Origin of the sequence: Halorubrum kocurii JCM 14978, assembly GCF_000337355.1 — an archaeon.
In the GTDB taxonomy this organism is placed as follows: Archaea; Halobacteriota; Halobacteria; order Halobacteriales; family Haloferacaceae; genus Halorubrum; species Halorubrum kocurii.
The window spans coordinates 31,509-56,291 of record NZ_AOJH01000006.1 but is presented as its reverse complement, the minus strand read 5'-3'; the positions used below and the strand labels follow the sequence as shown (position 1 = coordinate 56,291).

Below are 24,783 nucleotides of genomic sequence, written 5' to 3'. Positions count from 1 at the left end.
ATATATAATCTATGAGATTGAGTATGATCATGACACAAAATGAACATCCAGATACTGTTTTATATGATAGTATCTCAAATATGAGTATCAATGGATACCGCAATCCTCCATTTAGGCAACGATATTCATCCAGCTCATCGCGGCTTTGCAGAAGCAATAGATGCTGATCTCGTCAGTTGCTCAAAAACTGGCACAACTCCACATTCAGTTGATTCGTTCATTAGCGAATTTCAGATGGGTAGCCAAATAGATGGATACGATGTTCTCATCGCAGAAGGGGCTCGTCCTCTCTATGCTGGCTTAGTCGCTAAGACATTATCTGATGCCTCACTAATATATCTGTGTGCTGAACACCGCCTCTACCAACTAATTGAAAGTGAGATTGATGTCCATTCCTTTTATACACGATTAAAATCGATCGTTGGAAGCTACGGACTACCCGCAGTTAGCCGTATTCTGAGATACAGTGTTGACGGTGTGATTGCCGTTTCAGAGTTCATGAGGCAGTATCTGAAGCGTCTAATTGGTGATAACACTCCTATTCGCGTTGCACACCCGTATATCCAAAGACCATTATTTGACGATCTGGGCGGGCTTTCATCGACACCCGATTCAAAGATCGTGAGCACCGTTGGCCGCCCGGCAAGTTACAAGGGCGTAGACTTGTTAGTCGAAGCTTGGAAAAAGATTCACAAAAAACACTCAGACGCAGAGTTACATATTATTGGGAACGATCATCCGGAGGAATACGAGTCTGTAAACGGAGTTGAAGTACTGGGCTATGTTGATGATTTAGCTGCTGAATACGGGAAGAGTGGACTCTATGTTCAACCGTCTCGAGTAGATGCTTTCCCAGTAACTGTATTGGAGTCGCTTAGATCAGGCACGCCAGCAATTGTGACCGAAACGACTGGAACGAAATCAGAGGTTAGTAAGATGTCGGAAGATCTAGTTGTGAAAGCTGACCCGAAACAGTTAGCCCATGGAATTGATTGGTGGTTCAATCAGAATTTAAATAAACGGAAGAATTTCTCGAAACATGCTAATGAGATTGGAGCACGATTTGATCCTGAATCGCGAAAGAGAAAATTCAGAGAGGAGTTCAATACGATTATTACAGAGATCTGAGTTCTTACAGAAGAGTCCAAAATTTATTATACAAGACAGTCACCTAACTGTTATTCATAAATAACATCTAGATATTGTTCCGCCGATGTAACGTCAGAGAAGTCCTGTGCACGGTTACGCAAAGCTGTAGGATCGTACGGATCGTCAATAGCGTTATTTAGTCCCTCTGCGACTGCGCTAGCGTCTCCCTCCTCGACCAAATAGCCAATCTCGCCATCCTGTAGAATCTCACTAGGACCACTGGGACAATCAGTAGAGACTACTTGAGTTCCACATGCCATTGCTTCAATTAATATATTAGATAATCCCTCCCAATTACTCGTCAGCGCAAAGGCATCTGCGTGATATAAATACGGATAGATCTCATCAACTAAACCGAGAATATCTACTTCGTCTGCGATATCGAGCTCTTGGGCCTTCTGTTCCAATTCTTCAGTCTGGCCACCCTGTCCAACAATTATCACTCGCAGTTCACAGTCTAATAACGCTACAGCCTCGAGTAGCAGTGTAAGGTTCTTTTGTGGTTGTGGCTTTGCTCCTAGAACTACCGGGATCTCGTGTTCTGAAGTAAGCCATGGATGCTGTGGTGGATCAAAGTCCGAATTAAGCAGCCGTTCGGTAACTACTGGGTTATATATATGTGTTATGGTATCCGGTGAGACCCCTGTCTGATCAATTATACTGTCTGAGACACCCTTAGACACGCCCACCCAACGCTCGTCATCCTCCCGAAGTAAAGATATCCCCCTAAAAATCGCACCCGATCGATACCGCCTGAATCGATCCCGGTCTTGGGTGAGTCTGTTCGCATCGTTGTGAAACGTGAGGACCAACGGGATGTCTTCAGGTACCGCTCTAAGCGCTATCTGAATAGCAAGATTAGCATGTCTTAGTCCGGATATGATACCGTCCGGTTGGTACTCCTCAAAATATCGTATGAGACTTGGTACGGTGGCCAACACTCCTATGCCTCTCATCATCGGTGAGGACAGTTCGTCAACCTGGACATCCGAAGAAAGCTCATCAGTTAATGGCCCACTCGACTCGCCTTGTGGAGTGAGAATAATTACACGCAGATGCTCCGAGAGTGCATTCGCGAGATTTACACTATTCCGTTCTATCCCTCCTGCTGCATCAAGTGTTGGAGTAAAAAGTACAATCTCGCGAGGGGAGTTCATGTTGTTAAGACACAAGACAGTCGGCAATATATATTGGGGATACAGGCAGTGTTCAGACAAGCTAGTTCTATGCGAAGGCAAACACTCAAATAGATTTTCGTCGGTTTCTGCTTTGGCACGGCTAAAGTAGTTTGAAAATTGGTCAGTCTAGTTCTCGAAGGATGCGTTCGATGCTTATTTAATTCCTGTATATTCCGAGAGAAATTAGAGGCCATGATAGCCGTAGTGCGGAATTCGTAAATAAGATCACAAGGTTATGAAAACCCCTCACTCAAGATATCCAAGTGACTCTAATCGATCCGTGATTTCGTCGTCAGATATCTCATTATCAACCGGATATAGGTCGGGTTGATAACTCATCCTGTCTCTGGCGTCCACTTCAACCCATGGTACTCGCCGAACGCTAGGAACTCTAAAATCACCGTGCCCGTAGTAACCGCGTTCACCGAAGGCATTTGCGTGATCAGCACTCACAACCACATTATTAGCATCCAAATTATTTACTAAGGTTTCAATATCGTCTAGAACGTGTCGTAAATTACCAACATATGCTTCCCATACTTCGTTGTGGTCAACTAACCCATCTCTGAGCTTATCCCAGATATTTCCTTTCCATGCTTTCCCTATACGCTCAATGTCGATGCCGGATCCAAGCTCCGGATGCGTTATCGAGGGAAAATGTGGCTGCATATAATGTACAATCATCTGGTCTGGGGAGTCTGTCCGCCATGTGTCGATTGCTCTGTCTGTTAACGATCTTGGGGGAATAGTTCCTAACTGGTCGTCCCACGCATACTTCCACACTTCGTCGTATGTTTTGAAATCGTGTGACCCCACGGCGATATCTGAGTGTGGATTTCCGGTAACATATGCAATATTAGAGAAATCATATTCGGGAGTAATCGTTCGTTGTAACCACTGTGTAGAATCACCAGCTACGGATACATATGTTTCAAATGAATCTTGGTTTATGAAATCGTATTCTGACATAACCTCCCTAAATGTATCTGGTCGACAAGCGTCGAGTAGTAATAGAACATCAAAATCTCTCTCGAGGATGTGTTCATCGTTATAATCAAAAATATCTCTAGATATATTCCGCACAAATACTTCCTGATATATTTGGGAACTGCCCCACAAAAATCCATTTATATTTGTCCTCTTTTTTATCCCATTCATAAAAGAATGTATTTTTTTATAGTTCATGTTAGGTGTTGCTAACTAATGTGTAGTTACAGATTAACACATTATAAGTGTAGTGTTCAATGAAACGTCCGAAATTATTTGTTAGTACTAAACAATAGAACTCGATATCAACAGCATTAATGAAAAATCACTACGACTCCGTCGTCGATTTCGTTGAAGCGGTCCCGAGAAGCGTCAATTCCATCGCAATCTGTGGGACGTCGTACACGGACACGGGCGGTATCGCCAGAGTGGTCGAACAGCAGGCACTTGCGCTCACCAAAGAAGGATTTGATGTCGAGATCAACACGCTGACTGGGGATAAGGACGCCCCAGACGGTGTCACCCTTCACGAGCTCGGCCGCTTCGAGACGACGCCGTACAAGGAGCTTGACAAACTCCTCACCCCGATTGTGCCGGACGGATGGCGCTTCCTCTCCCGGATGGCTGACATTGACCTGGTCATCACCCACCGATTCCCCTTCTCGATTCTGAGCTACCTCGCCTCGCGGACGAAAGAGACCACGTACGCGTTCTGGTCGCACCCCTCTCAGTCCTCCGACGACCTCTTCGACGGCGTCGCGAAGGTCTGGGCAAAGGCCCAACACCACATGGAGACGACCAATTTCACGGTAAGTCGCGCGGACTACGTCTGTGCCGTCAGCGAGGAATCACGGTCGTACATCGCGTCGAAGACTGGTCGCGACGCCATCTACGTCCCGAACACTGTCCCCGACTCGCGGTTTGAGGAGGTGGCCTCGAAAGAGACGATCGAAGATCGGTACGACATCGATCCGACGGACACGGTGGTGTTACACGTCGGTCGCATCACGCCGCGCAAGAGCATCGACAAGCTCGTCGAATCGTTCGAGACAGCCACCGACGCCGAAGAAGGATACAAACTCGTGTTGGTCGGCAAGGAGAACATGGACGAGTACTCCACGACCGTGCGCGAGAAGGCGAGCGATGACGTGATCTTCACCGGATTCGTCGACGACGAGACCCTCGCCGGGTTCTACGACCGCAGCGATGTCTACGCGACGTGCTCACTATCCGAGGGGTGGGGACTGCCGCTCTCGGAGGCGAACCGGTTCGGGACCACCATCGTCGCGTACGACTCGATCCCGGCAGTCCGGTCGATCGAGAACGCGGTGTTGGCGATGGACGGTAACCAGAATGACTTCGAGGCGAAGCTCGCGGAGACTATCGGCGTACACGCCGACCATGCCGATCGATCCGAGGTCGAGGCGCGCGATGTCGACGCAAGCTAATTATACCCACACCGTGTCGCTTCAGGGGACAACAGCACACCAGTATGAGCACTCGTGTTACACCCGCCGTCTCGACAGCGTGGATCAGACCTTCGTCGATGCCGACTGCGGTCCGGCTCTCGCTGTTCGTGCTCGGCGTTCATCTCCTGACGCTCCTGCCCGTAGATATTCCGGGTTTGTCGGTCGTACAGGCCGTATCCGGGTTCCTAATCCTCTCGTTCGTCCCCGGGTATCTCCTCGTGAGCTACGTGCTTGACGAGTTCACTCTCGCCGGATTCCTGTACGCGGTCGGATTCAGCGTGGCCTTTTCGATGTTCCTCGGATCGGCGGCGAACCTGTTGTATCTCGGCTTCGACACGGCTGTCGTCCCCTTCGAACAGCCGACGATGTCGATTATTTACCTCTGGGCGTCGGCGATGTTGAGCATCCTCGTTTGGACTCTCACGGATCCGAACGACGTCCGAACGTTCACCGTCAAATTCCCCGACTACGACGTTCGAATCCTAACGTTGTTGGCGCTCGTCCCGACGTTTGCCATAACAGGCGCGATGTTTATCAACCGGTACGCGTTCAACGAACTAACCCTGTTCACGATCGTCTGTATCGCGCTCGTCCCCGTGTTCGTGTACTACTTCGATGATCGAGGAAGATACTACCCGATAGCCATCGCCGCAATCTCGTCCGCCCTTCTTTTACAGAACACGGTCATTACGACCTATCTCCGTGGTGGCGATGCTACCCGTGAATTCGCAAGGGCCAATTTCGTCCTACAAAATGGATTCTGGATACCTGCTGGAACGTTCGGTTCTATGCCACGGATTGTGACCCTCCAACCTGCCTACTCGTTACTAACGGACGTGAGCCTATTTTGGGTGTTCAAACTCGTTCATCCAATCCTGTTTGTCACGGTACCGCTCATCACGTACGTACTCACGGCACGATACTTCTCGAAGGATATCGCCTTCTTGAGTGCAACCTTGTACATATTCCTCCCCCGGACGTACCAGATCATTAGTCGGAACACGCGGACCGGTGCGGCAATCATGTTTACAGCGTTGCTACTATTCGTGGTACTTGATACGGATCTACCAACCCGATTACGACAGTTGTTCGTTATTACGTTTTTTATTGGTGTTCTCATGTCGCACTACGGAGTCAGCACGCTCGTTGTGTTTGCACTCTTTGTCGCGTATGTCGTAAACACTCTGGCCGCATACTTGCTCGACGGAAAGCGTTTTTCCAACCTCTCGTTAAGGAATATGGCGCTGTTCGGCGTGCTGTTCTTCGTGTGGTATGAGTACATGACTGATGGAATATACGATTTCCTAACTATGTCGTTCTACAATCAGATATCTGATGCGCTGTTCTTCACCCAAGGGAGTACCGCAGTCCGTTCGATCAACCTCGCGACGGAAAGCACGGGCGGTGCGTTCGGGATGCCGTCAGCCTCGTACGAAGTCATGTTTATTGGTCACCTCCTCCTCGGAGTGTTCACGTCTATCGGGATCAGCCTCGTCTACCTCCGGTACTTCGGCGATGGAATCCCGTACCGGCTCGATATTCAACGCTGGATTGACAGGAACGTGTTACCCGGACTCTCCGACGACGTACTTGAGGATTCGGACTACGTCCACCTCGTCGTGGGAATGTTCCTCTTTTTTCCGCTCTCGTTCGGTCCACAAGTCCTGAGCGCAGGCCGCACGTTCGCGTTGGTTATGGTTATTGTCGCACCGTTCCCCATTCTGGTACTCAGATCAATGCGGTTCGAACGAATCGGGTCGAAACCCGCAGTTGTACTGATGGTCGCCTTCCTTCTCGTCACGTCCGGGTTTGTGTCCGCGGCGGCGACACACGATGTTTCCCCACAACCAATTATCGACGGAGAACGAATTGTAGAGAGCGGGTCCACCACAGAGCAATTCGCATATTATGCTGGATACACGTCTCGAAACACTGTCACTGCGTCAAACTTCTTGATAGCCTATCTTCCAGACGGAGCAAACGCAGAGGTAACCACCGTCAGTCAGTTTATTCCGTATTTCTATGAGGGTAATCGGAGAGCAAACATTCAGTTCAGTAGGTTCGATGGCTCCACTAAAAACGCCGAAGGGTACACTTATCTCTCGGAACCTGACACTGTCACCGGAAAGAACACACAGTCATTTCTTGGCTTTGTTTTCTACACCTACGATCCGCTCCCAGCATTCGATGAATCAAACACCGTCTATACGACGGGACACGACAGAGTCCACTACAACGGATAAAAGAATGCCTACACTTGGTTAACGACTCTCGGCGTACACCCGACCCACCCGCTCCGCGATCGCCGTCCAATCGTGGTTGATCGCCCACGTCCGCGACTCATCTGCCATCCGCTCGTACTCGCCCGGCTCCCCGAGCAGTTCGTCCATCCGCGCGGCCAACTCCCTGATCCCGTCTTTCGGCACCAAATACCCGGTCTCGCCGTCGTCGACGGCGGTCGGCACCCCACCGACCTCGGTCCCGATCACGGGCGTTTCACACGCCATCGCCTCCATGAACACGATGCCGAACCCCTCGTACTCCGAGGGCAACATGAACAGGTCCACCGACGAGTACAGCTCGGGCAGCTCCTCGTCCTCAACGAACCCGAGGAACCGCACGTCGTCGCTCACGCCGAGCTCCGCAGCCAACTCCCGCAGCGACTCCTCCAGTCGCCCGGTGCCCGCGATCAGCAGTTCCGCGTCCTCGCGCTCGAGCTGCGCGAACGCCCGGATCGCCTTGTCGATCCCCTTCCGCGGGTCGAGCCGGCTCAACACGAGGATCGACTCGCGGTCGGTGTCGACCGCGGGATGGACCTCGTCGGTCGGCCGAAACCGGTCGGCGTCGATGCCGGGGGGAACGGTCGTCAGGTCGTCCGGGTCGAACCGATATAGGTCGCGCAGCTGCTCGCGCGTGTGGTCGCTCACGCCGATGATGTGGTCGGCGAACCGCCCGGCCACCGCGTCGAGCGCGACGTTGATCGGGTGGAACACGTATTTAAATAGGTAGTCGGGCGGGCTCTGCGGGTCGACCGAGCGCGCCTCGTCGTAGGAGGTGCCGTGGCTCGTCAACACCAGCGGCGCGTCCGCCTCGTCGAGCAACCGCGGCCCGAGCGCTATCGTCGACGCGGGCATCAACGTTCCGTGGATCACGTCGTACTCGTCGAAGTCGATCCGGAACCGACACGCGATCGAGAAGTACAGCGTCGAGAAGACGACCAGCGGCCGCGCCTTCGTGATCCGCGTGACGGTCACGTTCGGGTGCGTCGAGACGTCGTCGTCCTCGCCGGGGACCGACTGGGTGTACACGTCCACCTCGTGGCCGAGCTCGCCGAGCGCGTTCGCGAGCTCGTACGCGTACGTCGCACCCCCGCCGGTCCGCGGGGGGTACATCTTCGTGATGAAACACACCCGCAACGCGTCGCTCATAGGTCGGCCTCGCCCGAGACCACCTCGGCCGCCGCGTCGCCGACGCGCGCCTTCTCCGTCTGGGTCGCGTCGTGGCTCGCGAGCACGTCGGCGAGCGACGCGGCCACCTCCGGATACGACTCCGAGACGTCCGTCGTCTCGTCCGGGTCGCCCTGGAGGTCGAACAGCCGCGCCGTCTCGCCGTCGTCGACGAGCTTCCATCGCGACGTGCGGACCGACTGCGTCGCGTTGTTTTCCGTGTGCGAGACGACGAACTGCCGGGTGTGGGCCGCCGGGTCGAACGGCGTCACGTCGGCGAGGTCACACAGCAGCTCGGGCAGCGACCGCAAGGGGAGCTGCTCGTCGACCGTCCCCGTCGCTCCGGCGTTGTGGACGAACAGCGGCACACGGAGGTTCTCCTCGTACAGCGTCTGTTCGTGGCCGAAGTTCCCGTGTTCGCCGAGCGCCTCGCCGTGGTCCGAGAAGAACACCGTGACGGGGTCGTACGCGTCGACCGCGCCCGTCAGCGCGTCCACGAACCCGTCCACGGACCGGACCGCGTCGCGGTAGGCCTGGCCGATCAGCTCGCCCGCCCGGTCGGGGAGTTCCGCGTCGTTCGTCTCGCCGTACCAGTACCGCAGGATCGAGTAGTACATCTCCCACGCGGCGGACTCCTCCCGGTAGGCCCGCGGCGTGATGTACGGCTGGTGTGAGTCCAGAACGAACACCCACAGGAAGAACGGCTCCGACAGCGACTCGATCCGGTCTTCGATCAGCTCGAAGTACCCCGTCCACTGCGAGAACCACTCCTTCTTCGAGCTCCACCCGCCCGGGTCGCCGGGGAGCGACTTCAGCCCGCCGTCGGCGACGGTGAACAGCGTGGAGTCGGAGAGGTGTTTCGAGTCGACGTCAGGGCTGTCCGCGCTGACCTCGTTGAAGTCGTCGAACCCGTGGTGGAAGCTGCTCTCGCGCGTCGTCCACGGGTTCGTCGTGAACGTCGCCGTCTCGTACCCGCGCCGCTGGAGACGTTCGCTCAGGTGCGTGAACTGCTCCATATGACGGCCGATACGCGACTGTCGGCCCTGCCAGTCCGCCATTGACCACTCCGGATCGTCGGTCATGAACTCCCCCGTAAAAAACACCGGGACCGACGAGGGCGTGCGCGGCCCGGGCGCGACCGCCTCCGAGTACGAGACGCCCTCCTCGGCGAGCCGGTCGATGGTCGGCGTGAGCGACGACGCCGAGTCGACGAAGCCGCAGTGGTCGGCCCGGAGGCTGTCAGCCGTCAGCATCACGATGTTCCGCGGGTCGTCGGCCACGGTCACTCCTCCAAGTAGCCGAGCGACTGGAGCCGGTCCTGGACGCCCTCGCGGGACGCCTCCGCCGCCTCGTCGCTCTCGCCGTCTCGTTCGACGCGCGTGACCACCTCCGAGAGCACGAACTCGGCGTACTCCGCCGGGCTCTCGAAGTCCGTGCGTTCGACGCGCGCGTCAATCCTGTCCGCGAGCTCGTCCGAAATGGTGAGATCTGTCATCGGTGAGTGGGTCGTGTTCGGTCGTGAGATCCGTTCGATCGCTTATAAACCTCCGTGCGGTGGCGTCGTCCATCGCGGCTACTTATACCCCAGCGCGTCGAGCCGTTGTTCGATCTCCTCGCCGACCGCGTCGTCCTCGTCCGCGTCGCCCCCGTCCTCCTCGCCCGCGCCACCAGTCCCGTTCTCGACGCGCACCCGCTCCTCGACGTGCGCCTCCAGCGTCGAGCGCAGCGACGGGTCTGTCGACGCGGTGTGTTCGATAGCGCCGGTGTCCGTGTCACGCTCGCAGAAACACGTCTCCTCGCGCGTGCGGAGCGCGTACCGTCGAAGGTGGCTGTGTTCGTCTTCACCCCGCGCCTGCGAGAACACTTGTCGGTCCTCGTCGGGCGGCTGTAACAGCGAGAACGCGGGCTCGTCGCCGAGTATCCCCTCGATCGTCGCGACGATGTCGAGCGTGCTCGCGGGCGTCTCGACCGTCTCGCTCGACCCGTCGGGGAGCCGGACGAACAGCGGCACGTGGGTGATTTCGTCGTGGAGGTACCGCGGGTGTTCGTAGTAGCCGTGCTCGCCGAACGCGTCCCCGTGGTCGGCCGAGACGATGACGATGGACTCATCAAGGAGGAGTCGGTCGCGCAGCGCGTCGAGGAACGCCCCAAGATGTTCGTCGTTGTATCGGATCTCGGCGTCGTACAGGTCGATCAACAGCTCGCGCTCCGACTCGGTGATCGATTCGGGGTCGTCGATCGCGCGCTGGTACAGCGACTGGGCCTCGCGCCCGCTCACCTCGCGGTCCGCGTACAGCGTCGCGTACTCGCCGGGCGGTTCATACGGGCCGTGAGTGTCCATGTAGTGGTTCCACAGAAAGAACGGCTCGTCGACGGTCTGGGCGTCGAGCCACGCTAACGACCGCTCGTTGATCTCGTCGGCCCGCGCGTAGTGCCGATTCCGTAGTTTGTCGAGGGCGCGCTGTGCGAGCGCGATGAGCTTGTGCTGACCGAGGTGAAGGTCGTCGTCGAAGGTGTCGAACCCGCGGTCAAACCCGTAGGCCCGCGAGACGAAGGGGTTCGAGTGAAACCCCGCGGTCGCGTACCCCGCCTCGGAAAGCGTCGACGCCACGGTGTCGCTCGCGAGCCGGTAGTCCGAGCCGATCGCGATATCCGGGAACTCCCCGGTGAGCAGCGCCGGCACCGCTTCTCGCGTGTGCGAGCTCGCGCTGTACGCGTTCGTGAACCGAAGACTCTCGTCTGCGAATGCGTCGAGCACCGGCGAGGTGTCACGGTGATACCCGTAACACCCGAGATGGTCCGCGCGGAGCGCGTCAGCAGTCAGTAAAACGACGTTTGGGCGGTCCTTTCGCATCGATTTCGAGAAGCGTGCGTAGCAGTATATGTGTTACGTGCCGGGTGTGTTCACGGCCGCGGGTAGAATGATACGTTCACTGACTAGTGTCAACGTTCCTAATGGTCTTACATTACATCTATATCTGTGTAAAGGAAGTGTTGCACGGATATAGTTACCAATTTAACTATTACGCCTATACGAGCGTAAATGATCATTCCCCGACCGACAGGCGGATCATACCATTCTGAATCAAACATTTATTGAAATAGTAATGATATATGGCTATTGGTGCAGTTATATACATAATAAAGACGGACGACTACTAATCAAATATCGAGATAGCACATCGTTTGTGTGCTTATCATATTGCAGTATGTGTTCGGTTCGACGGTTGGAGGGGTGATGCTGCTCGGCGTCGGGCAGAGGAAGTCGGCCTGTTGCGGAGGACCCAAAAGTCATAGTGGCTGAGCCACTCTCTCAGAATCGATGCGTGTCGCGTTCGTCTCTAACGTCGTGTATCCGTACGTCACTGGCGGCGCAGAAAAGCGAATCCACGAAATCGGGTCACGGCTCGCGAACCGAGGCCACGAGGTGACGGTCTACGGACGCCACTTCTGGGACGGTCCGTCGGAAATCACGAGCGACGGCATGACCCTTCGAGCGGTCGCCCCGGCCGCCGACCTATACAACGACGACAGGCGGTCGATCACCGAGGCGCTCGATTTCGCCGCGCGAGCCCTCCCGCCGCTTCGACGTCGGCTTCGCGACGACGAACACGACGTCGTCGTTGCCAGCGTCTTCCCGTACTTTCCTGTCCTCTCGACGAGACTCGCGGCCCTCGGCACGGACACGCCACTCGTCACGACGTGGCACGAAGTGTGGGGTGAGTACTGGGAGGAGTACCTCGGGTCGCTGGCCGTCTTCGGGAAAGTGAGCGAACGCGTGACGGCGCGGACGCCACAGCACCCGGTCGCCGTCTCGGGGAGTACGGCCGACCAGCTCGCGGCGATCGGTCCCGGCCGCGACGACGTCGCCGTCGTCCCGAACGGCATCGACACCGAGCAGATACGGACCGCGCCGCGTCCCGACGCCGGGTACGACGTGCTCTTCGCGGGGCGGCTCGTCGAACACAAGAACGTCGACCTGCTGCTCGAGGCGTTCAACCGTGTCTGCGAAGAGCGCGACGTTTCGCTCGGGGTCATCGGCGACGGCCCGGAGAAGGCGCGCCTCGAATCCCAACGCGAGTCGTTGACGAACGCAGACGCCGTGGAGTTCCTCGGCTTCCTCGACGAGTACGAGGACGTGTTGGGCCACATGCGCGCGGCCGACGTGTTCGCCTCGCCGAGCACGCGCGAGGGGTTCGGGCTCACGCTCGCAGAGGCGATGGCCGCCGACTGTTCTGTCGTCGCCGCCGACCACCCGGACTCGGCGGCCGACGAGGTGATCGGCGACGCCGGATTCCTCACTGCGCCGACCGCGAAGGCGCTCGCCGGGGCACTGGAGACCGCGCTTGACGGCGACCGACCCATAGTAGATCCCGTCGATCGGGCGCAGCGGTTCGACTGGGACGCGGTCGCGTTACAGGCGGAGACGGTCTATCAGCGAGTGGTCGATTCCGACGGGCGGCCGCTCGAGTCGGACGCAATGCTCGGGACGTCGCCGTGACTCGGGCGAGGCGTTTCCGTTTCGACACTCGGTAGGCGACCGGCCCTCCCTGAGTGAAACCCCCGTTCGAACCGCGCGGCAGTTCGAGAAGGCCGAATTAACGCTGAGACCGACATAGGACGTCTTAATAACCGGTTTAGGAGAGGAAAAGACACTTTCTGCAACAGAAATCAGGACATTAATTATGAACAAACATACAGTTATTTAGCTAATATAACAATGTATATAGCGTTTAAAGCTGTTTCAAATCATGTTTGCTGTTATATGTAGCTATTACCTTATATTCTGGATACTTCTTATAGTGTTGCAGAAAAAGAATTATACATCTGGTATGAAATTCGTTACTGTGAATTGAAATAAGACGGAGCGCACTATGAGCAAATCAGAATCCCCCTCGACGCAACCCAAATCGATCCGTCAGAAACGGATCTTGGACATTGCCGCTGACAACCCCGGTGCGACGCTCGCAGAGATTGCAGAGCAAATCCCGAGCGTTTCGGCCGATCACGTCGACCGCGTCCTCGATCAGTACGGCGATCCGGCCGCGTCCGACGAGTCGGACCCAGACCAGTCATCATCGGGGCCACCGGACGAAAACTCGAACGCCGATGCCGACCTCGATTCCAAAGGCTCGTCCGACGGTCAAGCGACGACCGAGGCGACGAACCAGGCCCACGAACTGTCGTCGGAGACCGACAAAGAACCGGACGGCCCATCAGTGACCGAACCGCCCGAAACTGCTTCTCAAATGGACCCGGAGACGGAGGCCGACACGACCGAGCCAGGAGTAGAGCCAGAGCCGGCGGCTGAGGCCGGACCGTCCGACAAATCGGCGGAGACGGCCGGATCCGGTGCTGACACCTCCTCGCCCACTAATGAGTCGATCCCCGATCCCGAAGGACTGACGCAGAAGGAACGCGAGACCCTTCGGGCGATCTCTTACGAGCCGACCGCGACGCAGAATCAAATCGCCGATATGCTCGGTGTCTCACGTGCCACGGTGTCGAACCGGGTCAACGCGATTCCTGGGTTTAACTGGGCCGACCGTGACTCATTCGTTGAGGAGGTGTTCGATGATCACCTAACCGTCGACGTGTCGGTGAGTCCGAACGGAGACGACGGTTCGGCGGCCACGCAGAACACCGGAAAAGAAGCCGTCACTGACGGTTCGCCGAGCAGGCAGTCCGAGGATGCCACCGGTGATTCATCGACTCAAGAGGACTCGAGCGCCGCCGCTGACGGCGTCGTCGATGGCACGGCGCCAACGGCACCGGCGCCGCAGGCCGCCGACCGGGACGCCACGACAGAAGACTCGGACGCCGCGTCGAGCGAGGACCTCGACGCGATTTCACACCAGCTGGACGACTTCGCCGAGCGGCTCGCGGCAGTGGAACAGGAGCTACAGGACGACGGTGAGACCGGTGAGGGGTCGCCCTTCAGTGATACTGACCTCTTGCATAAGGTCGTCTACGCCTGCATGAACTCCGACCGGATCGTCGAGGAGGAGGAGCTACAGATACTCGACGCGCTCGTGAACTGAATCGGAGCGGAACTCTTTCCAGCCAACCGCGAAGCGCAGTCGGATAGCCCCGTGTTTCGGTCTCACTCGTTAGTCTCCGAGATCACTGCGAGCCTCACTGTCGTCGCTTCGGCGTCGTTGACGACGACCGGTTCGCCGACGCTCTGCGCGGCCGCACAGCCGAGCGCCGACACGATCGGATGGTCGAGACGCGTCAGCGGGCCGAAAGCGGCCTCATCGACCGAAATAACAAATTCTTGGAAATCTGTCCCTTTTTCTACTGCTATCTGATCGGCCACCTCGAAGTGCTCGACGAGCGAGTCGGCGGTCTGTTCGAACGCGTCGAGCGCCGTGGTCGGGGTCTGCGCCGCTCGGATCCGGTCAACCTCTCGCGTGAGCTGCTGCCCCGACGGTGTGAACGAGAGCCCCTGTGACCCGGTCGTATCGCCCGGAAATGCGTGCGTGACGTTCTCCGGGACTTCGAAGCCCCGCTCCCGCGGAATAAACCCCCGAGTTTGGTCACCGACGGGAGCGTACACGGTAATTGCCTGTAACCCCAGGTCGTCTTTGAGTCCGGCGAGCGTCGCCGTCGCGGCGTCGTAAACGCTCTCGCTCACGCCCACCGGCACGACGCGGGCAGGCGTGAGATACCACGTCATCACCCCGCTGAACAGGCCGATAGCTCCAGTGACAACCAATACGGCACGGACGTCCGGAAGGATCGCTCCGCCGAGGACGGCCACGGTACCGATCGCGGCGATTGCCAGCGCGGTTTTCTGGTACGATACCGTGCGAGCGCGGGCGTAGTCAGCCCGTAACCGGTCGTTTTCCGTCTGCAGCACGTCGATGTACGTCTCCAGCTCAGTGATCCGCTCGGAGGGACCAACCGAATCGGACACTCCCTCAGCGTTACCGTTCAGTGCCTGTTCGCTCCCCTCTGGTGCCTCAGCGGTCGGTGTCTGTAGGGTCGCGGTCTCTCCGTCGCCGTTTTGCGTCGTCCGCTCCGTGGCGTCAATGTCGTCGCCGTTCGAATTGGGTGCGCTCATTTCTATGTGACGGCGATCTCGACTGCGGCGTCGAAGTCTGCACTGACACCCTGGGTTCTACGCTTCAGTGCGGCTGAGATCGGAAGTCGATCGACTACGCGCCAGCGACTCATCGGTCGTCTGTGAATGCCGGCCGGAGCAGCGAGCGGCGGAATCGTTGAGCGTCTCGCTGTCATCACAGCGGCTTCGTCACTGGGGCGATGGCGGTCTTCCGGCCGTGTCGAATCCATTAGCGTACGAACTTGTCCGTCGCTAATTGAATGTACTGGTGATGGCGACAGTATCTGTTATTTTTCGGTTTGTACTGTGCTATATGCGATTTAAATGTATGTTTCTAGTATTTTAGAACCACTTCACACTAAACATTCACTAAACACAGAGGTAAACACGATAAAGTATAAGAATACACACCGATATCACTGTATTGTGTCACGCTCCCTCGTCCGCCGTCTCTTGATTATCGGGTGTGCGGTGGTTGCCATCGCGGTCGTCGGCGTCTCAGCCGGAACGGCAGACGCGGGAGTACAGTTCGACGCGGGGTGGACGCAGACCGACGATCCCCAGCCGAACGCGACCACGGTACGGCACGAAGATCCGGACTCGGTGACGCGGTCCGGCAACACGTCGGCCCTCGAACGGCGCCTGTCCGTGGCAGTGACCGATCGATTGGCAGAGAGTGCACGCAGGATCGAGGCCGGAGAGTACGATACCGCACAGCGGCTGCTGGCGGACGGGTACGACGAGCGGGTTACCCGCTACATGGAAGTGTACCGGACTGTCGTCACGACCGACCTCGAACGGGTTGAACGGCGGGAGACGCTTTTGATTGAGACCGCTGCGCTGCAGACGCGGTACGCAGAGAGGCTCTCAGAGTACCGGCGAGTGGCCGCCGAGTACGAGAGTGCTCGGCAGTCCGACGATCGGGAGCGTGCGCAGCGGCGCGCACGCGAGTTGAGCAACATCAGTAGCGATCTCCGTCGGATCGAACAGTCGCTGACTCCGCGGTATCGAGCGATAGCTGAGACGACGCACGGTTCGGTCACGACGGCCGACAACGTCGTCTCGGCGACGACGACTGAAACGGCGCAACGGACAGCGAAACGAGTGCGGGAAACGTACACGTCGACGGAAGTGAGCGCGGAGGCGAGCGCGAACGGATCGTTCGCCGAGCCGGTTCGCATCACCGGACGGCTGACTGCGGAGGACAACGACCCGCCGAGTGGAAACGTCTCGTTCAGGGTGAACGGGCGGCACGTTACGACGACAGTCGACCGAGACGGGACGTTCGATATGCTGTATCGACCCGTCACCGCGCCGGAGGGACCGGCACGGGTCTCCGTCAGCTACGCGCCCGGCGACGCGGCGCTGTACCTCCCGTCACGGACCGAAGCGTCGACCGCGATTACGCAGTCGACACCGGCCGTTTCGATCGATGACGCGTCGTCGCGTGGGCGGGTCGGGTCGTCGGTCACCGCCGGTGGACGGGTAACGGTCGAAAACACCCCCGTTTCGAACACGTCGGTCACGCTTCGGATCGACGGGCGGAGACTGGCCGAAACGCGGACTGAGGGCGACGGCACCTATCGGTTCGACACACGCCTGCCGGCGAACGTCTCTGCCGGAAACCGAACGCTGTCAGTCTCCGTCGGGAGTACCGGTACCGCGCTGACACCGGTGACCGAAGACAGCGAGTTAACCGTCGAAGAAACTCCGACGCAACTGACGCTGTCTGCGGTCCGAAGCGGGGGTGCCGTGGACGTCTCCGGCCGGCTGGTAACTGACACCGAAGCGGGTGTCAGCGGGCGGGAAGTCGACGTGTCACTAGACGGCGACCAACGAGCGACCGTCCGGACGGCCGACGACGGAAGCTTCCAGACGAGCGTCGAGCTGTCGAACGCGACGAACGCGTCGGACGCGGTTTCGGTACAGGCCGCGTTCGATGGCAGCGGCACGAACCTCGGATCCGCGACCGTCGATGCCTCGCTCACCCCGCCCGGACAAGGGATCTCACCGGGGGACACGCGGCCGCTGACGCTCGTGTTAGTCGCCGGGCTCGTCGCGGTCGCGGCGGGCGCAGTTGTGGTCTACCGAAACCGCCGTGAGAGTGGGTCGGCACGCGACTCGCTGGTGGACGCGGTACAGCCGACCGCGCTCGACCCGGGAGTCGTCGCTGCACCGGTCACCACGGATGTCGATGGGAGCGAGTCCGACCCGGACTCCACATCAGGTTCCGGACGGACCGAGGAGGACTCATGACTGACACAGACACTACCACCGGCGACGACGAGCCGAACGGCGACGGAGCCAGTGCGGATGACGGCACGGACCGTGAAATCGCCTCGGGTTCGACGGTCCCGATATCGGCTGACCTGGCTGCGGTCGCTCTGGTGACGGCCCTCGCGAGCGCTGCGGTGACGCTTCCGGTAGTCCGTTCGACTCCGATCCGGTCCGTCCTGGCGGTCCCGCTGGTGCTATTTCTCCCGGGCTACGCGATCGTCGCAGCTCTGTTCCCGGAAGCAGGCGAGCGTGCCGCTGACGGTGACGAGACGGATAAGTCACCCCAAGCTAACGGTCCCGGACTCACGTACGTGGAACGTGCCGCGCTATCGTTCGGCGTGAGCGTCGCGGTGGTCCCGCTCACCGGGTTGGTGCTGAACGTCACGCCGTTCGGGATTCAGTTGGCGCCGGTGTTGTTCTCGGTGGCGGGTCTGACCCTCGCTGCCGCTGTGCTCGCGCAGTATCGCCGCCTGCAACTGCCGCCAGGCGATCGGTTCGCGGTGCCGTACCGTCAGTGGGGCCATTCGGTCGTCGGAGTCTTTTCCGGCCACGAGTCGAACCTCGATCGCGCGTTGACCGTTCTCACTGTCTTGGGACTGCTCTTGGCCGTCACGAGTGCTGGATACGCCTTCGCCGTTCCCAAGGAAGCGGGCGCGTTCACTGAACTGTATCTGGTCACTGAACAGGACGACGGCGACCTGATCGCTGACGACTATCCGACGGAGTTCGTGAGCGGTGAGTCCAAGCCGCTCGTCGTGGGCGTCGGGAACTACGAACACCGGAGCGTGGAGTATTCGCTGGTCGTCGAGCTGCAAGACGCCACCGTCGAGAACAACTCGACGCAGATCCACGAACGTGACGAGCTCTTCCGACAACAACTAACGCTAGGTGACGAGGAGACGAGCGAACGGAAACTGAACGTGACTCCAGAGATGACCGGCGAACGGCTGCGGCTCTCGTTTATGCTGTTCAAGGGTGACCCGCCATCGAGCCCGACGGCGGACCAAGCCTATCGTGAGACCCACTTGTGGATCTCCGTCTCTGACGGCTCTCAAGAATCGTAACGCCTCGACGAAACGTCGCTTGGTCAGTTGTTCGATCCGGGGTCGTCTGTTGTGAACTTCGATCCGGGGTTGTCCGTTGTGAACTTCGATCCGGGGTTGTCCGTCGTGAACTCCGCCGCGACGCGGTCGACTCGCTCGTCGTCCCAGTCCGGCCGGCGTTCGCTCAGTTCCTCTTTGAGAGCGGCCCGCGGGTGCTGGTCGCCAGTGGGTGTGTCTGAGGAGTCCCCATCAGTGCTGGCAGTGACTCTCCGCCACGCGACCCCGACCGCGGTGACGAGTGCCGCAGCCAGCAGCAACAGACGGAGCGGCGAATCGGCCGTCGTCAGAAGAAAGGCAATGACATCGGGGATCGCCGGTCTGCGCTGGTGGTCGACAATGAGCGTCTCTGAACCCCCGAGGAGGTTCGCTGCGAACTGCCGATTGTCCGTTCGGTCGAGCATCTCGTTGATGAACACGCTCCCGTCGCTGACGAGGAGCACGCTGCCGTTTCCGACGTCCTCCCGGACGACTATCGGGTACTCTTGAACCGGCTCCGTGGGGTCGAGCTCACCGTTGGCGTTCGCATCGAGATACGAGAACCCCGAACTGTTCACGAGCACGGTCCCGCTGTCCGAAGCGGTCACTGCCGTCCCGTGATTGAGCGTCACCCGTGAGACATCACTCGTCGCGGACGTGTCGCGGACGGGTGTTCCGACCGGTAATGCGGGACTCCGGTAGTGCCGTTGTTCGTCTCGGAGCGGACGGCCGTCGAACCGTGAACTGACATCGAGCTCGGTCAGTAGCCGGTTTGCCTCACCGCCGCCTTCGGCCGCGACGACCACCGTTCCGCCGCGATCGAGGAACGACGCCACCGCGTCCGCCTCCGTGTCGGCGTACGGCTCCGTCGGCTCGAGGATGAACGCCGTTGCGTTCTCGGCTGCGGTCCGGTGATACCCCGCAGGTGAGCGCACGATTTCGACGTCGGCTCCGGCGTCCGCGGCGACCGTTCGACTGTCGCTCGTTCCGTCCCAGTCGTAATTATACGACCCGTAAGGCGTCGACGAGGTCCCGACCGCGACGCCCGTCGTTATCAGGGTGACGAGTAACACCGCTACGAACACCACCCGCGGATACGTCAGTTCATATCCACGAAGGCGCATCGATCACACCACCTCCGGCGGCAACACGGCGATTGTGCGTCTCGCGAGGACGACCAGAAAGCCCGCGATACCCACGAGGACAATCCAGCGGACCCGCTTGCGCCACAGCGGTCGGACGTGGATTGGTGACGTGAACTCGACAACGATGAGGACGCCGATGAGTGAGACGACGAAGAACAGTTCGTACGTGAGCCACCCCGTCGTGACGAGCACGAAGAGACCGGTGAGCGTCCAAGCGAGCACACCTGAGATGAATCGATACTGTCGTGCGACAGTCATTACCTATCTCAAGAATGGACGCGAATATGTAGTTTCGGTTCGCGCGGAAACGAACACTGCGACACGGTCGACGCAGATCCACACACGCTTCCAGTCGAATAGCACACGGATGTTTAGTTATACCAACATTGGAACATGTATGAACAAACACGAGGACAGTGGAATCCGGGACTCAGGTATCGGTGTAAAGCTGGTGAAGCACGTCACGGAGGGCGTAATACGCCGCTATCGAGAGGACGCCGATAGAAAACAGCGTGAACAGGTGAACGTTGATCGACTGAGGGCCGGCCCAGTACGGGATAGCCGGCCTCGGGGTCGGGTTCGACAGCGGCCACAGGAGGTCACTCGGTATCCGACCGGCGGCCAAGCCGATGTAATTGTCCGCGGTGAGATGTGACGCGTACGCGATGACGAACACGACCCCCGCTTGCACTCTATCGGTCTTCCAGCTGTACAGAACGACGAGTACCCAGAGCGGGATGGCAATTGGCAGGGAGTGCATGCCCACGCGGCCCGTCGGCAAGAGCCCCAGTTCCAGTGCGAGCGGCTTATCAACGATATCCGGGAACTGACTCCCGACGACCGCGACGGCGGCAAGTTTGAGCGACAGAAGGCGGTGTTCCGTAACGAGAATGTACCCGGCGGCGAGAGAAAGCGCGACAATCAGGTGCTCGATGGGTCGCATTGTCTCTCACTTCATTCCGACGGTCAAAACGTCGTCGTTGACGCGTCGCAGTCACGACGTATCGGGACCACCACGCCGGGGATACCGCGTGACAAGCTCCCAGTCGGTTGACCACTGGCTGGCCGGCTTCTCTTTCGAATGTGGTTCATACAATCCAAATAGCTATGTTCGATTCTTCGCTGTACTTGAGCCGATGAAGCCCACGCGTCGGATACTCGGCATCTACGCACGTGGATTCTGCATGGGAGCCGCTGACGCCGTCCCGGGCGTCTCAGGCGGAACGATCGCCCTTCTTACGGGGATTTATGAGCGACTCATCGCCGCCATCACGGCCGTCACGGTGAGTCGGCTTCGTCGGCTCCTAGGCGAAGTGCGTGCTGGAGACCGTTCGACCGTCATGCGCACGCTCCGAGAGATGGATGTCTGGTTCCTCGTCGTCCTCGGAGCGGGAATCGTCACGGCGGTCGTCAGCGTCCTGCGAATTATCAGTTGGCTACTGAGCGTCTCTCCGGTCGAGGTGTACGGGTTCTTTTTCGGACTGATCGGTGCCTCCGCCGTCGTGTTCTACCGGGACGTGTCAGTGTCGTCATGGGGCGAGCGTGTCGCTGTCGTCGGTGGATTCGCAGTCGCATTCCTAGCCTCCGGGTACGCGGCGACGGGCCTCGATACATCGCTTCCGGTATTGTTTGTCGCCGGGCTGATCGCCGTCAGCGCGATGGTTCTACCGGGAATGTCAGGGTCACTGTTGCTTCTCGTCCTCGGACAGTACGAGTACATGTCCACTGCGCTGAGTCGGTTCACAGACGCGTTACTTGCCGCGGCACAGGGTGGCGGCGTCGCTGGCGTGTACCAGAGTGGTGTTCCCGTCCTGACGTTCCTCCTCGGTGCCGCTGTCGGCTTGGTATCCGTCGCTCACGCAGTCCGCGCCGCGTTCGAACGGAACCGCGAAGTGACGATCGCCTTTCTCGTCAGCCTGATCGTCGGCGCGCTTCGAGCCCCCGTTGAGCAGGCGTCTGTTGAACTACGTCTTATGGGAATGAACTGGAGCCCGTACTGGGTCCGCTCGTTCATACTGTTCGCAATCGTGGGAGTCGCCGTTGTGGCGATCATCGAACGAGCGTCGACGCGAGTAACCCAAGTTACTCCGGTGGGAGAGTCCCAAACTGAGTGATAAGACGTTCGGTATCGGTCAATACCGACCGTATCAACGGCTCCCCGTCCGGGTCGCTCATGTATACAAACCGAGACTTTGGACTATCAGGCCGGCTGCCTAGTGACTCAGCCCTGAGAGCGGTCTCACCCCGAGAGAATTGTAAGAGAAAGTATATAAATTGCTCTCGGAAAGGCTGTCGAACGTGTAGATTTGTTCGTGGTCTCTTATCAGTACTTAAATATATAATAAAATATATTATATATTATTTTTATTTGGTATGTTTGATAGGCGACCGACCTCAAATTTCATAGAATGATATTTTGAAGATATTTTCATTTGAAAGTGTTATAACAGGATTATCTAAGTCATATAATTCACAATCAGAGTAGAGTTCTGCCACGACCGCAAGGCGCTATTATTTTATTAATAGAATATATTCAATAACAATTTTTAATCATATAGGATCACCGCTCTCCCAGAGTTTATCTGACAAAATTGTTGTTTTATGCCTAATCCCACTGTATAAATAATATACACAGAGCGGGATGGTGCTAATCACAACAAATTGACCACAATGTGTATACATTAGCAGTACTTTTGAATGTGATATGGATGCAGAGAACATTCCGGTTGAAAAACTGATGAGCACTGATCTCCTGACTGTTTCACCCGGTACTACTATCGAAGAAGCCGCGAATATCTTGCTTGAGGAGGGTGTTGGATCGCTGATTGTGTTGAACGACGAAGACCGTCTTGCAGGGGTTCTCACGAGTACCGATTTTGTGTCAGTCGTCTCGACAGATCGGGTTCCCCAGACGGCGACTGTCGCTGACTACATGACGGAAGACGTGCTCACGGTTCCCACGACGGCCACGATCCACGATGCCGCGGTCAAGATGATTCGCGAGGATATTCAGCACCTTCCTGTCTCCGGAGGCGAAAACGAGATTGCTGGGATGCTCTCGGCCACGGATCTCACAGCGCAGCTGACGTATATGGGTAGTAGTGGGACCGACTGATCGCATCGACCGTGGCCGCCGTTGTACTGAGTCCGATGTCGAGTGTACTTCCGCGCGAAGCGATCTGTGAGAGTCGGCCGCGTCGATCGGAGACGCTCGTGGCCGCTGAGGCTGTCAGCGATCCGTAAGCACGTGATCGTACGCTGCAGCGATCGGATAGTTCCACCCGCGTCCGAGTGCCTTTCGCGTGATGCGGAGCGGGGGCGGCGTCTGTCGCCGTTTGAATTCGGCGTGTGTTGTCCGTCTGAGCGCGTCGTCAACGACGTGGTCGGGATACCCTTGCTGGATCGACCCCGCGTTCCTGCCGCCCTCGATGTACTGTTCCAAAATGGGGTCGAGAACATCGTACGCGGGAACCTCTTCTTCGTCGGTCTGTCCGGTACGGAGCTCGGCGCTCGGTTCTTTGTCGATCACCGACGTCGGAATGATCGGTCCTGCCCCTGACGGCGGAGAGAGCGCGTCGTTGAACACGTCGGCGAGCTCGTACACCAATCGTTTGTAACAGTCACCCAGCGGGGCGAGCGCACCCACGGTGTCGCCATACAGCGTGCAGTAGCCGACTGCGGCTTCGCTTTTGTTATCCGGGGTGAGGACGAGCGCATCGCGTTGGTTCGCGATACCCATGAGTATGGTTCCCCGAATCCGTGCTTGGACGTTCTCCGCTGCGACACCGGTGAGCGAAGCGTCGTTGGCGTCGAGCGTACTGGTTACCGCTTCCACCGCCGATCCGATCGGGATCACGTCGAATTCGATGTCCACGTTCGTCGCGACTGCGCGAGCGTCAGCGACGCTCTGTTGGCTGGTGATCTCACTGGGGAGTGAAACCGCGTAGACGTTATCCGCCCCCAAGGCGTCTGCCGCGAGCGCGGCGGCCACCGATGAATCGATTCCACCTGACAGCCCGATGACCGCCTCCTCGAAGCCGGTCTTATCGAAGTAGTCGCGCACTCCAAGTGAGAGTGCTTCGCGGGCCTGTGAAGCAACGGCGCCGGTAGCCGATGCTCGGACGTCTGCTTCGACGTCTGCGTCGAGCGAAACCTCCGCGACGGTCGCGTCGGACTCGAACCCCGCGAGCCGGTTTCGTATCCCGTTTTCAACCGCGACGAACGAGTGACCGTCGAAGATCAGCTCGTCGTTGCCGCCCACCTGATTGACAAACACGACCGGACAGCTCGTCTCAGCGGCGTGCGCGCAGAAGCGATTCTCACGGCGGCCCGGCTTATTGAGGCTGAACGGGCTGGCCGACAGCGTGAGGATGACATCAGCACCGGCCGCGGCCGTATCCAGCAGCGGCGTCTCGTCGTGGCGGCGCGTCCCGGTCACGACGGTGTCCTGCCAGGCGTCTTCGCAAATTGTGATGCCGACGGCCGTGTCGGCGACCTCAACGACCTGTGGGTCGTCGCCGGGGCGGAAGTATCGGTGTTCGTCGAAGACGTCGTAGGTCGGGAGTAACCGTTTGTGGTACGTGTCAGTCCGGTCTCCATCGCGTAACACAACCGCGGCGTTGTGGACCGGAGCCCCCGTGTCATGCGTTGTTCTGACCGCCGCGCCGGCGATCAGTGGCGGTCCGTCGGCGGTGTGCGAGGCCAACTGGTCGAGCGCCGACTCTTGCGCGTCGAGTATTGCCGATCGGTGGAGCAGGTCGCGGGGCGGATAGCCAACCAGTGACAGTTCGGGTGTGACGACGAGATCTGGATCGGCTTCTAGCAGTGCAGTGTACTCACTGGCGATCCGGTCGGCGTTGCCTGCGACGTCGCCGACTACGGGATTGTGTTGAATAATACCCATTCGAAGAACACTTTGCATTGTTTTCAAAAGTTACTACGACCACACACTATTAAAGAGTAGAATGAGCGTATATTATCGAGTATA

Annotated in this window: 20 protein-coding genes; 9 read left to right on the top strand and 11 right to left on the bottom strand. The window is 58.3% G+C overall.

What is annotated here, in order from left to right:
• Window positions 1-90: 90 nt before the first annotated feature.
• On the top strand, window positions 91-1,128 hold the full coding sequence (locus tag C468_RS17155) for a glycosyltransferase family 4 protein (protein ID WP_008846929.1): 1,038 nt from the start codon (window positions 91-93) through the stop codon (window positions 1,126-1,128).
• Window positions 1,129-1,178: 50 nt separating this feature from the next.
• On the opposite strand, the gene C468_RS17150 is transcribed toward C468_RS17155, so the two are convergent.
• Together C468_RS17150 and C468_RS17845 are read right to left on the bottom strand one after the other, a co-directional pair.
• A complete protein-coding gene (locus C468_RS17150) occupies window positions 1,179-2,306 on the bottom strand; it encodes a glycosyltransferase (RefSeq protein WP_080510552.1) in 1,128 nt (375 codons plus the stop codon).
• 267 nt (window positions 2,307-2,573) lie between these two features.
• On the bottom strand, window positions 2,574-3,512 hold the full coding sequence (locus tag C468_RS17845; RefSeq protein WP_152422826.1) for a hypothetical protein: 939 nt from the start codon (window positions 3,510-3,512) through the stop codon (window positions 2,574-2,576).
• A 119-nt stretch (window positions 3,513-3,631) separates the two neighbouring features.
• Here C468_RS17845 and C468_RS00655 point away from each other — a divergent pair, with 119 nt between their 5' ends.
• Together C468_RS00655 and C468_RS00650 are read left to right on the top strand one after the other, a co-directional pair.
• Window positions 3,632-4,762 (top strand): glycosyltransferase family 4 protein, encoded by a 1,131-nt coding sequence (locus C468_RS00655; RefSeq protein ID WP_008846927.1) that lies wholly within the window; start codon window positions 3,632-3,634, stop codon window positions 4,760-4,762.
• 44 nt (window positions 4,763-4,806) lie between these two features.
• Window positions 4,807-7,026, top strand: coding sequence for a DUF2206 domain-containing protein (locus C468_RS00650; protein ID WP_080510551.1), 2,220 nt, complete (start codon window positions 4,807-4,809; stop codon window positions 7,024-7,026).
• 18 nt (window positions 7,027-7,044) lie between these two features.
• Here C468_RS00650 and C468_RS00645 read toward each other — a convergent pair whose 3' ends face one another.
• The 4 genes from C468_RS00645 to C468_RS00630 all read right to left on the bottom strand — a co-directional run bounded on the left by C468_RS00645 (window position 7,045) and on the right by C468_RS00630 (window position 11,083).
• Window positions 7,045-8,211 (bottom strand): glycosyltransferase family 4 protein, encoded by a 1,167-nt coding sequence (locus C468_RS00645; RefSeq protein ID WP_008846925.1) that lies wholly within the window; start codon window positions 8,209-8,211, stop codon window positions 7,045-7,047.
• A complete protein-coding gene (locus C468_RS00640) occupies window positions 8,208-9,509 on the bottom strand; it encodes a sulfatase-like hydrolase/transferase (protein ID WP_241430954.1) in 1,302 nt (433 codons plus the stop codon). The genes C468_RS00645 and C468_RS00640 overlap by 4 nt, the downstream gene beginning before the upstream one ends.
• A 2-nt stretch (window positions 9,510-9,511) precedes the next feature.
• On the bottom strand, window positions 9,512-9,724 hold the full coding sequence (locus C468_RS00635) for a hypothetical protein (protein ID WP_008846923.1): 213 nt from the start codon (window positions 9,722-9,724) through the stop codon (window positions 9,512-9,514).
• 78 nt (window positions 9,725-9,802) lie between these two features.
• The gene (locus C468_RS00630; RefSeq protein WP_049911777.1) at window positions 9,803-11,083 is read right to left on the bottom strand and encodes a sulfatase; all 1,281 of its coding nucleotides are present in this window, start codon (window positions 11,081-11,083) and stop codon (window positions 9,803-9,805) included.
• Window positions 11,084-11,551: 468 nt separating this feature from the next.
• Here C468_RS00630 and C468_RS00625 point away from each other — a divergent pair, with 468 nt between their 5' ends.
• Both C468_RS00625 and C468_RS00620 read left to right on the top strand, forming a co-directional pair.
• Complete coding sequence (locus C468_RS00625; protein WP_008846921.1) at window positions 11,552-12,730, top strand: glycosyltransferase family 4 protein; 1,179 nt, start codon at window positions 11,552-11,554, stop codon at window positions 12,728-12,730.
• 373 nt (window positions 12,731-13,103) lie between these two features.
• On the top strand, window positions 13,104-14,270 hold the full coding sequence (locus tag C468_RS00620) for a winged helix-turn-helix transcriptional regulator (RefSeq protein ID WP_049911776.1): 1,167 nt from the start codon (window positions 13,104-13,106) through the stop codon (window positions 14,268-14,270).
• A 62-nt stretch (window positions 14,271-14,332) separates the two neighbouring features.
• On the opposite strand, the gene C468_RS00615 is transcribed toward C468_RS00620, so the two are convergent.
• Window positions 14,333-15,295, bottom strand: a complete 963-nt coding sequence (locus tag C468_RS00615; RefSeq protein WP_008846919.1) for a hypothetical protein — start codon at window positions 15,293-15,295, stop codon at window positions 14,333-14,335.
• Window positions 15,296-15,721: 426 nt separating this feature from the next.
• Between C468_RS00615 and C468_RS00610 the strand changes: the two genes are divergently transcribed.
• Together C468_RS00610 and C468_RS00605 are read left to right on the top strand one after the other, a co-directional pair.
• Window positions 15,722-17,551 carry a hypothetical protein gene (locus C468_RS00610; RefSeq protein ID WP_049911775.1) on the top strand — a complete coding sequence of 610 codons (1,830 nt, stop codon included), beginning with the start codon at window positions 15,722-15,724 and terminating at the stop codon, window positions 17,549-17,551.
• Complete coding sequence (locus C468_RS00605; RefSeq protein WP_008846917.1) at window positions 17,548-18,636, top strand: DUF1616 domain-containing protein; 1,089 nt, start codon at window positions 17,548-17,550, stop codon at window positions 18,634-18,636. Before C468_RS00610 ends, C468_RS00605 begins: the two co-directional genes overlap by 4 nt.
• Before the next feature lie 23 nt (window positions 18,637-18,659).
• Here C468_RS00605 and C468_RS00600 read toward each other — a convergent pair whose 3' ends face one another.
• The 3 genes from C468_RS00600 to C468_RS00590 form a co-directional block, all read right to left on the bottom strand.
• Window positions 18,660-19,775 carry a DUF4350 domain-containing protein gene (locus C468_RS00600; protein WP_152422825.1) on the bottom strand — a complete coding sequence of 372 codons (1,116 nt, stop codon included), beginning with the start codon at window positions 19,773-19,775 and terminating at the stop codon, window positions 18,660-18,662.
• Between the two features lie 3 nt (window positions 19,776-19,778).
• Complete coding sequence (locus C468_RS00595; protein WP_049911773.1) at window positions 19,779-20,054, bottom strand: hypothetical protein; 276 nt, start codon at window positions 20,052-20,054, stop codon at window positions 19,779-19,781.
• A gap of 172 nt (window positions 20,055-20,226) precedes the next feature.
• Window positions 20,227-20,739 carry a metal-dependent hydrolase gene (locus C468_RS00590; protein WP_008846914.1) on the bottom strand — a complete coding sequence of 171 codons (513 nt, stop codon included), beginning with the start codon at window positions 20,737-20,739 and terminating at the stop codon, window positions 20,227-20,229.
• A 193-nt stretch (window positions 20,740-20,932) separates the two neighbouring features.
• Between C468_RS00590 and C468_RS00585 the strand changes: the two genes are divergently transcribed.
• Together C468_RS00585 and C468_RS00580 are read left to right on the top strand one after the other, a co-directional pair.
• Complete coding sequence (locus C468_RS00585) at window positions 20,933-21,910, top strand: DUF368 domain-containing protein (RefSeq protein ID WP_008846913.1); 978 nt, start codon at window positions 20,933-20,935, stop codon at window positions 21,908-21,910.
• A 590-nt stretch (window positions 21,911-22,500) separates the two neighbouring features.
• Complete coding sequence (locus tag C468_RS00580; protein WP_008846912.1) at window positions 22,501-22,911, top strand: CBS domain-containing protein; 411 nt, start codon at window positions 22,501-22,503, stop codon at window positions 22,909-22,911.
• Between the two features lie 114 nt (window positions 22,912-23,025).
• On the opposite strand, the gene C468_RS00575 is transcribed toward C468_RS00580, so the two are convergent.
• Window positions 23,026-24,717 carry an NAD+ synthase gene (locus tag C468_RS00575; protein ID WP_152422824.1) on the bottom strand — a complete coding sequence of 564 codons (1,692 nt, stop codon included), beginning with the start codon at window positions 24,715-24,717 and terminating at the stop codon, window positions 23,026-23,028.
• Between the last annotated feature and the right edge of the window lie 66 nt (window positions 24,718-24,783).